Source organism: Brevibacterium antiquum CNRZ 918, assembly GCF_900169145.1.
GTDB lineage: Bacteria > Actinomycetota > Actinomycetes > Actinomycetales > Brevibacteriaceae > Brevibacterium > Brevibacterium koreense.
Genome location: NZ_FXZD01000013.1, coordinates 36,774 through 48,759, shown reverse-complemented (window position 1 = coordinate 48,759; position 11,986 = coordinate 36,774). Strand labels below are relative to the sequence as shown.

Below are 11,986 nucleotides of genomic sequence, written 5' to 3'. Positions count from 1 at the left end.
TCTTCTACATTGCGGTCTTCAGCGAGCTCGCGCACAGTTTGTCCAATCCTAAATTCACTGCTTCGACGTCCTCTGGGGTTCCGAGGAGTTCGACACGGTACAGCACGGGTACATTGCATTTCGCGGCCACTTTGCGTGCCGCGCGACAGTATTCTTCGCCGAAGTTCGTATTTCCGGCGCCGATGACGCCGACGAGGTGGCGGCGATTCGATTCGATATTGAGGAACTTAATCACTTGCTTGGGCACAGCACCTCTATTCGGGCCGGCCCCGTAGGTGGGAGTCACAAGGACGAACGGTTCGACGATCGTCAGCGTCTCATCCTTTGTCAGCAGGGGAAGCCGGCGAGAGGGGTGCCGCAGCTTGCTGACGAAGCGGTCGGTGTACTCAGAGCTGCTCGAGTAGTAGACCAGGAGCATGTCAGGCCACGACTGAAACCGACGTCTGCTCTCCGGCCAGGGTGGCGATCTTGTCCGGGCGGAAACCTGACCAGTGGTCGTTGTCGGTGACTACGACGGGAGCCTGCATGTAGCCCATGGCCTTGACGACGTCCAAGGCGTTCTCATCGACACTGAGATCGACCGATTTGTACTTCAGCCCTTTGGCATCGAGCGCACGGTACGTGGCGTTGCACTGGACGCAAGCTGGCTTGGTGTACACGGTGATCATCGCGACTCCTCATTTCTGCACTTCGGCTTAGATTTCACGGCATGTCCACGTCGGATTCATGACCTTGACAATGATGAATATCACGAAGATCAGGTCCGAGTGCGACCACTAGATGTTGTGTTCGGGTTCGACTCTACCCCTATATCCAGTGTTACACCACTGTTGTTTCGACCGTCCACACCCTGTGTTCAAACCGTCCACAGTCATCCACAGGTCATGAACGACACCGATGTAGTTCGATCACCTGCGAGGACACTGGGCAACGGCGCCGAAACGCCCTATCCGGGCACCTCGCCCGGCAGCGTTTTCCACACCTGTCCACAGATAAAATTTCAACCTGTGGGCACTTCTTCGGCGTGTCACATTCGACTCCGCTTCCGCATGCCCGAGATCCGTTACCACGGTCGCTTCCACCTCCTTCCGTGCTTCGATTTCGCCCTGTATTCCACAACTGTGTGTCGGTCTTCCAAGGGTATGTGTCGGTACTGACACGAAAGAGTCCAGTCCCGTGTCAGGGTCAGCCCATATGCTTGTTCTGTCAGCCAGTTGAGATTCGAGAGGCCCCACTATGACGGCAACGGCACCCGCCAACACTCAAGAGATCGCACACGCTCAGTCGATCCTCGGCGGTCTGGAATCCTATCTGGACCATTTCGTCGTCGGGCAGCAGCGCCTGCGCGAGAGTCTGCTCATCGGCCTCCTCTCCAGCGGCCATCTCCTCCTGGAGAGTGTTCCCGGGCTGGCAAAGACAACCGCGGCGGCAGCACTGGCCAATGCTGTGGACGGAAAGTTCTCCCGCATCCAGTGCACACCCGATCTGCTGCCCGCCGATATCATCGGATCACAGATCTACAACGCCCAGGAAGGCTCTTTCAACACAGTCCTGGGTCCGGTGCACGCCAACATCGTCCTCCTCGATGAGATCAATCGCTCGTCGGCGAAGACGCAGAGCGCCATGCTCGAGGCGATGCAAGAGAAGCAGACGACGATCGGTGGCCAGCGGTTCGAACTTCCCCGTCCATTCCTCGTCATGGCCACGCAGAACCCGATCGAACAGGAGGGCACCTATCAGCTTCCCGAAGCTCAACTCGACCGGTTCATGATCAAAGACCTACTCACCCATCCCAATCCCAATGAGGAGATGGAGATCCTGTCCCGTCTGGACTCGGGTGTCTTCGATCGCGACTCGGTACCGAAACCCTCCTGCACCCTCGAGGATGTGGAGACGCTGCAGAGTTATGCGCGCACCATCTACATCGACCCTTCGATCACCCGATACCTCATCGAACTCGTCCATGCGACCAGGAACACCGCAAAGTATCTGGGTCGCCTGGCCCCCTTCATCGAATATGGGGCCAGCCCTCGCGCTTCGATCGCCTTCACCAACGCGGGGCGGGCCCTGGCGATGATCCGCGGCCGCAACTACGTCATCCCCGAAGACATCAAGGATCTGGCCCACCGAATCCTCGCTCACCGCATCCAACTCAACTTCGAAGCCGCAGCGGAGAACATCACGAGTGCACAAATCGTCGATGCACTTCTCATGGCCGTCCCCACTCCCTGATCGGGTGCATCGATGACTGCTCTGCTCAATCGGATCAAGGCGCGGATGACCATCCACGCGCACCGTAGGACCCGCCGGATCCTCGACGGGGACTACTCATCTGTCTTCCACGGACACAGCCTCGACTTCGACGACCTGCGCGACTACATACCCGGCGACGAGATCCGCGACATCGATTGGAAAGCCACGGCCCGACATTCGAACCCACTGGTCAAACGCTATGTCGCCCACCGCAGGCACATTCTCGCGCTCGTCGTCGACTCGTCCCGGAACTTCGACGCCGTCACCTCGGCCGGGGTCGACAAGCGCCAACTCGCCATCCTCATGGCCGGCATGACCGGATACCTCGCCGTGCGCCATGGTGATGACGTGATGCTCATCCACGGCAGCGCGCAGCACACCACCGCGTCCCCGCGCAAAGGCAGCGAAGCCCATTTGGAGAACCTTCTGCAGCAGATCCTCGCCGAGGCGGGCACCGACGGTGACGGTTCGATCGATGAGCAGCTGCAGTGGATCGCCTCTCACATCAACCATCGGATGCTCGTGGTCGTCATCTCCGACCAGGCGCCGCTCGGGTCGAAGGAGGAAGCCACAATCAAACGTCTGCGTGCACAGCACGAGGTCCTATGGATCACGATCACCGACGCGGACCTTGCACAGCTGCCGGACGCCTCGGCGCCATTCGACGTTTCCCGACCTGATGTCGGTCTGCCCACATCCGTGATGGCCAACCCACACGTGCGCAGCGAATTCCTCGCCGCCGAAACAAGCCGCAGGCAGCACCGGATCGATCTGCTCTCGAAGCTGGGAATCGCACACACGGAAATCGCACACCCAGACCAGGCCCTGGGCACTCTTCACACTCTGCTGCTGAGGCACCGCCGTGGGCCCCGCTGAACTCGTCGGGCCCCTGCAGATCTCGGTCTGGTGGTATGCCGCCGCCGCTGTGGTTCTGCTGGCTGCCGTCCTCAACCTGTTCGCTCCGCTGCTGCGCGCGGCGGCCGGATCAGGGATGAAGTCCAGACCACGGATTCCCATCCCTGTCCGCAGCACCTACATGTCTCGAATCGCCGCGGTCGAGTCGAAACTGGGTGCGGGCGAAGCCGATGTCCGGGATTCGGCTCGGGAACTGGCGAAGATCGTGCGTGAGTTCGCTCGTGACGCATGGGGAGTCAAGGCCGAACACCTCACCTACCGGGATGCGGCTGTGGCCGGTCTCGGCGATCTCGCCGAGTCCTTGTCGGGCCTCTACGAAGCAGAGTTCGCTGAGAGCGATTCCGATGATCTGAGCCCCCAGATCGCCGGCGCCAGAAAGCTGGTGACTCGATGGTCCTGATGTCCTGGTGGCTGGCCCTCATCCTCCTTGCTATTGCCGCGGCCGCAGTCTTCTTCTTCCGCAGGCCCAAGGCCACCGCGTCCTCACTGGCTGTGGCTCACAGCGGACGCATGACGAGCCTGCCCAGTTTCCGCAAAGCCATGCGGACCCATCTGATGACAACGGTCGCCTTCCTCGCGGTCATCGCCATCACCGGTCTCTCCACCCTCGCGGGGATCTCCCGGCCCGCTTGGGTCGAGACCGTCAATCCGGAGAAGAAGCTGCGTGACGTCATGCTCTGTCTGGACGTATCCGGCTCGATGCTCGGTTATGACGCCGACCTCGTCGAGGCCTACCAGGAGCTTGTCGACCGGTTCGACGGTGAACGCATCGGCATGACCGTATTCAACTCGACCGCTGTCTCCGCGTTCCCGCTCACCGATGACTACGACATGGTCCAGAACTATCTCGAGGAAGCCGAGGAGGGGTTCCGCACATGGGGCTCTGAAGGCACCGACTACTCATGGTCGACCTCACCGCCCAACATCGGCGGCTCCTCCCTCATCGGAGACGGCCTCGTCTCCTGCGTGGACAACTTCGACCGCCAGGACGAGGAGCGGTCTCGTTCGATCATCTTCGCCACCGACAACATGCTCGCCGGCGACCCTCTGTTCGAGCTCGATGAAGCCACCGACATCGCAGTGGACTCCAAGGTCAGGGTCTACAGCCTCTCACCCCCGTCGGTGCTCACGAACCCGCAGACCAAGGAGCTGAAATCGGTCTCCGATCGCACCGGCGGCAAACAATTCGACATGGGTTCGTCATCGACGATCGATCGCATCGTCGCAGAGATCCAGAGCCAGGAGGCCGAGAACACTCCGGGCCGTTCCTACACCATCGTCCATGACATGCCCGCCGTTCCCCTCGGGATCGCGGTCGTCGGCCTCGCCGGTGTCTTCGTTCTGGCGTGGAGGACGAAATCATGATCTTCGATCCCGTCTTCACGTGGTTCGGATGGGGTTTCCTCGTCCTTGCCCTGCTGAGCGTGTGCATCATTCCGGCTGTGCGCGGGGATGGGCCCCGCTGGAAGTGGTTCGCACGCATGGGCATCGTCGTCGTGCTCGCACTCGCCCTGGCCCGCCCTGGCATTCCCATCAAATCCTCGACCGAGGAATACGAGGCAGCCGCCGACGTCTACTTCCTCGTCGATACGACGACCTCGATGGCCGCCGAGGACTATGACGGTGACAACACCCGCCTGGAAGGGGTGAAGAAGGACATGTTGGAGTTGGCAGAGCAGTTCCCGGGCACCAGGCTGAGCATCATCTCCTTCGCCTCGACCGCATCGACGGTCATGCCTTTGACGACCGACCATGCGGCCTTCGCCTCCGCCGTCGATGTCCTCAGTCCGGAGATGTCACTGAACTCGAATGGCTCCACCATCACCGAGGCGGGCGCTGAGCTGGACAAGCGAATGAAGTCCAACCAGGAGGATCGTCCAGAGAACAAGAGCCTCGTCTTCTACTTCGGCGACGGTGAGCAGACCGCCCAGTCCTCTATCGACTCGTGGTCGCCCTTCGCCTCCCGCATCGACAGCGGCGCGGTGTTCGGATACGGGACTTCTCAGGGCGGGAAGATGAAGGAGCCCCAGCCCTTCGGCTACGGGGCGGGCCCAGGCACTGGCCCCGGCCTCGGCGATCCCAACGACCCTGGTGGAGCTGGCGGAACCGGGGATGGTGACGGGTCCGGAGGAACGAACGAGGAGTACATTCTCGACGGACAGGGCAATCCTGGGATCTCAACGATCAACGAGACAAACCTCAAACAGCTCGCGACCGACCTCGGCGTGAAATACCATCACCGTGACGGCGCAGCCTCGATGTCGAGCGTATACACAGCACCGAAGTACGATCAGACGCTGGTTAAGAAAGATGGGCGAGTCACCGTCGATGAGTACTTCTGGGTCCCACTGATCCTCGTGTTCGCATGGATCGCAGTCGAAATGGTCTTCGGCGTCCGCGAGGTGCTGCGACTGCGCACCATAGCGCCCAAACGGCGAGGAGGTCGGCCATGAACCGGATCACGCGCAGTTGGTCGACGATGCGTCGCCTGTCTCGCATCAACCTCACCATCGGATCCGCTCTCCTCCTCGTATTCGGCTATGTGGCTGTGACTCTCTATTTCGGCGCGGCTTCGCAGGTTCGCTACGCGTCGAACGATTTCCCGGGGGCAAAGAAGGCCTCGACCGCGTTCCTCACACTCAGCCCGATCCAACGCCATATCGGCTACTACAATCGCGGCACCGCAGAGGCGGCCGTCGGCGACTTCGAACCGGCTCAGGCCGACCTCGAATCCGCCCTCGAGATCACCCCCGTTCGTGATGAGTGTGCCGTGCGGATCAACCTGTCATACGTGTATGAGAAGCTCGCCGACGAAGTCGCGGACCAGGACCCTGATCAGTCCGACGAGCTCTACGACCAATCTCTGCAGACCTTGGAGGACGCCCCCGAGGAGTGCCAGCCCAAGAAGAGCGAAGAGAAGAACAAGAGCGACGAAGCGAAGAAGCGCGTCGAGGACAAGAAGGCGGGAGAGAAGTCGAAGCAGGAAGGCTCCGACAGCTCCGAGGGCGACGATGCGCAGAACGGCGACTCCGGAGGCGATTCGAAGAAGAAGGACAAGGGGCAGGACTCGGGCGAAGGCGATGAGAAGTCAGATGACTCAGAAGGGAAGTCTGAGGAGGAGAAGAAGCGCGACAAGCTGAAGGAGCGGGGCGAGGACTCGGAGCGTCAGCAGCGCCAGCAGGGTCCCGGCGGCAACGGAGGCCGTTCCACCCCGGACAAGCCGTGGTGAGACAACTGTGAAATCATGAGTCCATGAACTCTCCGGACACCTCAGCTGGCAGCACTTCGACCCCGCGGCTGCGCGCCTCGCTGGAGACATTCCCGCCGTATGTTCCGGGGAAGGCGCCCAAGCGAATCGACGGCCTCGCCCCGTTCAAACTGTCCTCGAACGAGAACTACCTCGAGCCGCTGCCAGCGGTCACCGATGCCATGCTCGCTCACGCGAAGAACCCCGCCTTGTACCCCGATGATGGAGCACTGGCTCTGCGCACGGAACTGGCCGGCCGCCTCGGTGCGAGCATCGATGAACTCATCGTGACCACCGGTGCCAGCGAACTGCTCGTGGCACTGACCCAGATCACCTCTGACGCCACCACGGAAGCGATCTATCCCTGGCCGTCGTTCGAAATGTATCCCCAGACCACTGGGTTGGCCGGATCGAAACGGGTCGAGGTGCCGGTGCGCGACGACGGTCGACACGACCTGGACGGCATGGCAGCGGCGATCACCGATCGGACCAGTCTCATCATTCTCTGCTCCCCGAACAATCCGACGGGACCGGCTCTGCGCGATGATGAGGTCCGCCAGTTCCTCACACAGGTGCCGGACCATGTGCTCGTCGCCCTCGACGAGGCCTATTGGGAGTTCGCCACCGCCGATGGAGTCGTCAATGGCGTCGACCTTGTGGCCGATCATCCCAATGTCGTCCTGGTCAGGACCTTCTCCAAGGCTCACGCCCTGGCAGGCTTGCGAGTCGGATATGCACTCGCTCACACAGCTGTGATCCAGGGGCTGCTGAAGGCTGTCATCCCCTTCGGAGTCACCGATATGAGCCAAGCGGCTGCACTGGAATCGCTGCGCCACAGCAATGAGGTCGACGTCCGGGCGAAGGAGATCGCGGCCGTTCGCGACGACTTCGCCCACGCGCTGCGCGACCAAGGCTGGGATATCCCCGAGGCGCAGGGAAATTTCGTGTGGCTGCCGCTTGGCCCGCTGTCCTCAGCCTTTGAAGATGCCTGCGTCGAGCAGGCTGTTGCGGTGCGCAACCTCGGCGATGGGGTGCGTATCAGCATCGGAGCACAAGAGGGCCTCGACCGGGTTCTTGCGGTCGCCGCCGCTTTCTACTCCGAGCATTTCGGCTGAACACATTGGGCTAGCTGGACCGCCTGAGCCGCCTGAGCCGCCTGGGCCGGTTGAGCCGCCTGGGCCGCCTGGGCCGGTTGAGCTGGCTGAGCTGGCTGAGCCGACTGAGCTGGAGTGCCGCTCAGAGCTCTGCAAGCTCAAGGGCCAAAGCCACTGCTTGGACCGATTCCGCCCGTGTGAGGTCGCGACCCAACAACGTCTCGATCTTCACCATTCGTGCCCGCACTGTGTGCCGGTGAATGCCGAGCTCAGCGGCAATCGCATCCCGCACTCCCCCCGCAGCGATGAAGGATCGCAGCGTCAGCAGCAGATCCTGCTCGTCACGCGAAGCAAGGAGCGTGCCCAGAACTCGGTCGACGAATCTCTGCGCCGCTGACTCATCGATCGACGACAGCAGTGCCCGCACATCCGAGGTCGCACTCTCGTGTTGCGTTCGCCACACGGTCCAGGTGTGGTGGACCTGGGTCAGTGGGATCATCTTCGCAAACAGCCTGTCGAGTCCGGTGACTTCTGCAACCCGGTCGACCGCACTCGCATGAACTGCTGCCCCTTCGGCGGCATCGAGACGGCAGGGGTCCGCAGACTCAGTGCCGGGTTCGATGACGCCGAGCATCGAACCGGCACGGACCAGGAGCGTTTCGGCACCCAGGTCCCCCATCAGCGTCTCTGGGACCTCACCGCGCACGGTGCCGAAGACCGTGAACTTCACTCGCGAGACCGGAGCCAGGCCGGTCTGCGCCACCCACTTGGCACGGGCCTGCGCGGCTGTCAGGGGCGTGGTGAAAAGCTGTGATTCCGATCGCCTGGGCCCCACCTCTGTGATGCTCAGACTCAACAGTGCCGCTGCAGTGGAGAGCAGCAGGGCGCGGGTGCGCGGATTGCCGCTCACCTCGGCGGAGGCGAGGATCCAGCCCCGAACCTGTTCGTCTCCGACCGGAACGGCCTCGACGATTCCTGCCTCAGTGCGCAGAAGACGTGGCGCCATGGAGGGCTTGAGAGCTTCGGCAATCAGCTCATGACGCACCAGGTCCTCGGCATCAGTGCCGGTCAGTCCCCTGCCTGTAGGCGAGACGAACCGAACGTCCGTACCCAGAGTGCCGGCCAGATCATCGACCAGCGCGGCGGGGCCCTGGTGCGCGAGGTCGGTGGCGAACCGCCGGCCCGCACTGCTGGCCCGGGTGAGCTCTCGGGTCGTCTCCTCCTCACGCATTCTGGTGAAGGCATCGACGACGGCCACAAACGGAACAGGTTCTGGGACCCCGAACAGCGCAAGACCCTGAGCCTGCGCGTGCTCGATCAGCGTCGGTGGGATCGCCTGCCACGGCAGCGCGGAACCGAGGCCGATGCCAAGTGCATGGACGCCCACACGCTTGAGCCGATCAACGTAATCGCCCACATCTTCGCCACCGAGGTCCTGGCCGACACCGATCGTCAGCAGGATCTCTCCCCCGGCCAGCCACTCGTCGACCGCGGGCAGCTCCGAGGAGTGCACGATCGTGACGTCTTCGGCTCTGGCGTTCGGCGAATCGACGACGACGTCGAGAGCGAGTTCCTGACGTGCCCAGAGCTGACCCAAAGTGACCATGAAGACCATACTATCCGCACTGGATAATCGCCTCACAAAATCGTCCATGATGGATATCGGAGTGGTGTGAGCCACGTCCTAAGCTGATGACAATCACGCACCACCGAGAGCAATCACGATGTCGAAGGAGAGTCAATGCCGTCTCAACCCCTGGGGCCAGCCGATTACAGCCAAACACCACGTTTCGCGGGACCGCCGACCTTCGGTCTGCTCCCACGCATCGACGAGGTCGAAGCGCAGCGACCGGGCGAGAAGATCGATGTCAAGATCCTCGGCGTCCCATTCGACGCCGGTGTCAGCTACCGCCCGGGCGCACGTTTCGGCCCCGCCCATATTCGCCAGTCCTCCAAGCTGCTGCGTCCCTACAACCAGGCGACGAACGTTCACGCGTTCACCTGGCAGCAGGTCGCCGACTGCGGTGACCTGGGCGTCAACCCCTTCGATATCGAAGAGGCCATCACCGAAGTCGAACGGACCGCCGATGAGATGCGCGCCGATGGTGCGAAGCTGCTCACACTCGGCGGCGACCACACTCTGGCCCTGCCGAACCTGCGCTCCCTGCACAAGACGCACGGCAAGATCGCGGTCCTGCACTTCGACGCCCACCTCGACACTTGGGACACCTACTTCGGCGCTCCGTACACGCACGGCACCCCGTTCCGCCGCGCCAGCGAGGAAGGTCTGCTCGACCTCGAGTCCTGCATGCATGTCGGCATCCGGGGACCGCTCTACGGTGAAAAGGACCTGGAAGACGATGCTGTGCTCGGATTCCAGATCATCCGCAGCGACGACTACCAGTTCACGTCCGTCCAAGAGGTCGTGGCCCGTATGCGCAAACGACTCGGCGATTCACCCGTCTACCTGTCCGTCGACATCGACGTCCTCGACCCTGCTGCTGCGCCCGGCACCGGCACCCCCGAGGCCGGCGGTATGACGAGCCGCGAACTGCTCAACTCAATTCGCGGACTGCAGGGACTCAACGTCGTCGGAGCCGAGATCGTCGAAGTGGCACCCGCCTACGACCACGCCGAGATCACCGGACTCGCCGCCGCCCACGTCGGCTACGAAATGCTCTCCCTGTGGGCCGCCGAGGCCAACGGTCTCACCGGTCCTTCGGGTCCCAGCGGCGAAGCCTTGGGAGCCTGACCATGACAGACGACGACAACACCGGCGCGGGCGAAGAGTTCCGCAACGGCGGTCGGGCCGTCATCGCGACCCTGGCTGCGCACGGCGTCGACACGATCTTCGGGATCCCCGGCACTCACAACCTCGAGTTCTACCGACATCTGCGCGAGTTCGGCATCCGTGCCATCACACCGCGCCATGAGCAGGGTGCCGGCTACGGAGCCGACGGGTATTTCCTCGTCTCCGGCAAACCCGGGGTCATCATCACCACCTCGGGTCCAGGTCTGACGAATGTCATCACGGCCGCGGCGACCGCCTATGCGGAGTCACGCCCGATGCTCATCCTCTCCCCCGGTGTTCCCACCGGGCTTGAGCGTGCCGACCTCGGAATGCTGCATGAGACGAAGGACTCCTCGGGTGCCCTGGCCCACCTGCTCGTCTCCTCCCAGCGCACCCGCACAGCCGAGGGCGCTGCACAGTCCGTCGCCGAGGCGTTCGCCATGTTCTCCTCCACACGTCCCGGTCCCGTGCATATCGAGGTTCCACTCGACGTGCTCGAGGGAGAGTGGAACGGCAGTGTGCCGGCCCCGATCCCGGCCCGACGTCCGGGCCTGGATCCGCGAGTCGTCTCCCGTGCCGCCGAGTCGGTGGGCGGTGCAACTCGTCCGTTCATCGTCGCCGGTGGCGGGGCTCGAAGAGCGAGTACCGAGGTCCGGGCCTTCGCGGAGCTCCTCGATGCGCCTGTGGCCACAACCGCCAACGGCAAGGGCATCATCTCCGAGGACCATCCCCTGTCGTTGGGCTCCAACGTTCGCTTCCCCAGCGTCCAGGCCGAGTCCGCGGCGGCCGATGTGCTCATCGTCCTCGGCTCCGAACTCGCCGACTCCGACCTCTGGGGAGGGCTCATCGGAGCCCAGACTTCGGCCGGCATCCGCGACGAAGCCTCCAAACAGGTCGTCATCCGCTGCGATATCGACCCCGACCAATTGGGCAAGAACCTCGGCGGGGACGTCCTCGCCTGCGCCGATGCGGGGGAATTCCTCACCGCGCTGATGTCCGAGCTGAACCAGGACGCACCCAGGACCGTTTCGGCGGGATCGAACGATCCCACTGGCAGTGCCACCTCGGCGCGGCGACAGAATACAGAGCGAAGCGGAGCTGACAGGGTCACAGGGATCCGAAACTCCTGGGGTTCGGACTTCGACTTCGAGTCCATCGGCGCTCGTGTCACTCGCCTCGTCGAACAGGGCGCGGGGCCGTCCGTGGTGGTCGCCGGGGACTCGTCCCAGGTCACCTACGACGGGTCGGTGCATGCGCTCACGGCCAGCACACCCGATCAGCTGCTCTACATGCCCGGTTTTGCGACCTTGGGCTACGGGATTCCTGCAGCCATCGGAGCGAAACTGGCCGACAATGCTCGCCCCGTCGCCTGCATCCTCGGAGACGGGGCAGCCATGTTCTCCATCCAGGAGCTGATGACAGCGAGCGAACTGGGGTTGGGAATTCCCTTCGTGATCGTCGACAACGGCGGGTACGCCGAGATCGAAGCTCAGATGGTCGACCGGAGCATACAGCCGTTCGCGGTCAAGCTCGCTCGTCCCGACTTTGCGGCCCTGGGCCAGTCCATGGGCGGGGCCGGGGTCACGATTGCTGAGTCGGATATCGACGAACTGCTTCCGGGTGCCGTCGCCGAGGCACTCGACCTGGACGTTCCCACCACCATTCACATCACCATCGGGTGCTGAG

Annotated in this window: 12 protein-coding genes; 9 read left to right on the top strand and 3 right to left on the bottom strand. The window is 62.9% G+C overall.

The window, feature by feature from the left end; genetic code table 11:
- Positions 1-4: 4 nt before the first annotated feature.
- Together nrdI and nrdH are read right to left on the bottom strand one after the other, a co-directional pair.
- Positions 5-418, bottom strand: coding sequence for a class Ib ribonucleoside-diphosphate reductase assembly flavoprotein NrdI (gene nrdI, locus BANT918_RS14935; protein WP_101621003.1), 414 nt, complete (start codon positions 416-418; stop codon positions 5-7).
- Between the two features lies 1 nt (position 419).
- Positions 420-668, bottom strand: a complete 249-nt coding sequence (nrdH, locus tag BANT918_RS14930) for a glutaredoxin-like protein NrdH (RefSeq protein ID WP_092106910.1) — start codon at positions 666-668, stop codon at positions 420-422.
- Positions 669-1,236: 568 nt separating this feature from the next.
- On the opposite strand from nrdH, the gene BANT918_RS14925 reads away from it, so the two are divergent.
- Genes BANT918_RS14925 through BANT918_RS14895 form a run of 7 tightly spaced genes read left to right on the top strand, consistent with a single transcriptional unit; the run spans position 1,237 to position 7,530 of the window.
- Complete coding sequence (locus BANT918_RS14925) at positions 1,237-2,232, top strand: AAA family ATPase (protein ID WP_101621002.1); 996 nt, start codon at positions 1,237-1,239, stop codon at positions 2,230-2,232.
- A gap of 12 nt (positions 2,233-2,244) precedes the next feature.
- The gene (locus BANT918_RS14920; protein ID WP_101621001.1) at positions 2,245-3,129 is read left to right on the top strand and encodes a DUF58 domain-containing protein; all 885 of its coding nucleotides are present in this window, start codon (positions 2,245-2,247) and stop codon (positions 3,127-3,129) included.
- On the top strand, positions 3,116-3,568 hold the full coding sequence (locus tag BANT918_RS14915; protein WP_101621000.1) for a hypothetical protein: 453 nt from the start codon (positions 3,116-3,118) through the stop codon (positions 3,566-3,568). The genes BANT918_RS14920 and BANT918_RS14915 overlap by 14 nt, the downstream gene beginning before the upstream one ends.
- A complete protein-coding gene (locus BANT918_RS14910; RefSeq protein WP_101620999.1) occupies positions 3,559-4,533 on the top strand; it encodes a vWA domain-containing protein in 975 nt (324 codons plus the stop codon). Before BANT918_RS14915 ends, BANT918_RS14910 begins: the two co-directional genes overlap by 10 nt.
- Entirely contained in the window at positions 4,530-5,621 is a 1,092-nt protein-coding gene (locus BANT918_RS14905; protein ID WP_101620998.1) for a vWA domain-containing protein, read from the top strand. The genes BANT918_RS14910 and BANT918_RS14905 overlap by 4 nt, the downstream gene beginning before the upstream one ends.
- Positions 5,618-6,397, top strand: a complete 780-nt coding sequence (locus tag BANT918_RS14900; protein ID WP_101620997.1) for a tetratricopeptide repeat protein — start codon at positions 5,618-5,620, stop codon at positions 6,395-6,397. The genes BANT918_RS14905 and BANT918_RS14900 overlap by 4 nt, the downstream gene beginning before the upstream one ends.
- 23 nt (positions 6,398-6,420) lie before the next feature.
- A complete protein-coding gene (locus BANT918_RS14895) occupies positions 6,421-7,530 on the top strand; it encodes a histidinol-phosphate transaminase (RefSeq protein ID WP_101620996.1) in 1,110 nt (369 codons plus the stop codon).
- Positions 7,531-7,651: 121 nt separating this feature from the next.
- Here BANT918_RS14895 and BANT918_RS14890 read toward each other — a convergent pair whose 3' ends face one another.
- Positions 7,652-9,115, bottom strand: coding sequence for a PucR family transcriptional regulator (locus tag BANT918_RS14890; RefSeq protein WP_101621010.1), 1,464 nt, complete (start codon positions 9,113-9,115; stop codon positions 7,652-7,654).
- A gap of 135 nt (positions 9,116-9,250) precedes the next feature.
- On the opposite strand from BANT918_RS14890, the gene speB reads away from it, so the two are divergent.
- Both speB and BANT918_RS14880 read left to right on the top strand, forming a co-directional pair.
- Positions 9,251-10,261, top strand: a complete 1,011-nt coding sequence (speB, locus tag BANT918_RS14885; RefSeq protein WP_101620995.1) for an agmatinase — start codon at positions 9,251-9,253, stop codon at positions 10,259-10,261.
- 2 nt (positions 10,262-10,263) lie between these two features.
- On the top strand, positions 10,264-11,985 hold the full coding sequence (locus BANT918_RS14880) for a thiamine pyrophosphate-binding protein (protein ID WP_101620994.1): 1,722 nt from the start codon (positions 10,264-10,266) through the stop codon (positions 11,983-11,985).
- Position 11,986 lies beyond the last annotated feature (1 nt).

What these genes read in the sequence shown, in the direction of transcription:
- nrdI (WP_101621003.1), bottom strand. Translation starts at nt 418, where the DNA reads ATGCTCCTGGTCTACTACTCGAGCAGCTCTGAGTACACCGACCGCTTC.
- BANT918_RS14910 (WP_101620999.1), top strand. Translation starts at nt 3,559, where the DNA reads ATGGTCCTGATGTCCTGGTGGCTGGCCCTCATCCTCCTTGCTATTGCC.
- BANT918_RS14900 (WP_101620997.1), top strand. Translation starts at nt 5,618, where the DNA reads ATGAACCGGATCACGCGCAGTTGGTCGACGATGCGTCGCCTGTCTCGC.
- BANT918_RS14925 (WP_101621002.1), top strand. Translation starts at nt 1,237, where the DNA reads ATGACGGCAACGGCACCCGCCAACACTCAAGAGATCGCACACGCTCAG.
- BANT918_RS14895 (WP_101620996.1), top strand. Translation starts at nt 6,421, where the DNA reads ATGAACTCTCCGGACACCTCAGCTGGCAGCACTTCGACCCCGCGGCTG.
- BANT918_RS14880 (WP_101620994.1), top strand. Translation starts at nt 10,264, where the DNA reads ATGACAGACGACGACAACACCGGCGCGGGCGAAGAGTTCCGCAACGGC.
- nrdH (WP_092106910.1), bottom strand. Translation starts at nt 668, where the DNA reads ATGATCACCGTGTACACCAAGCCAGCTTGCGTCCAGTGCAACGCCACG.
- BANT918_RS14905 (WP_101620998.1), top strand. Translation starts at nt 4,530, where the DNA reads ATGATCTTCGATCCCGTCTTCACGTGGTTCGGATGGGGTTTCCTCGTC.
- speB (WP_101620995.1), top strand. Translation starts at nt 9,251, where the DNA reads ATGCCGTCTCAACCCCTGGGGCCAGCCGATTACAGCCAAACACCACGT.
- BANT918_RS14920 (WP_101621001.1), top strand. Translation starts at nt 2,245, where the DNA reads ATGACTGCTCTGCTCAATCGGATCAAGGCGCGGATGACCATCCACGCG.
- BANT918_RS14890 (WP_101621010.1), bottom strand. Translation starts at nt 9,115, where the DNA reads ATGGTCACTTTGGGTCAGCTCTGGGCACGTCAGGAACTCGCTCTCGAC.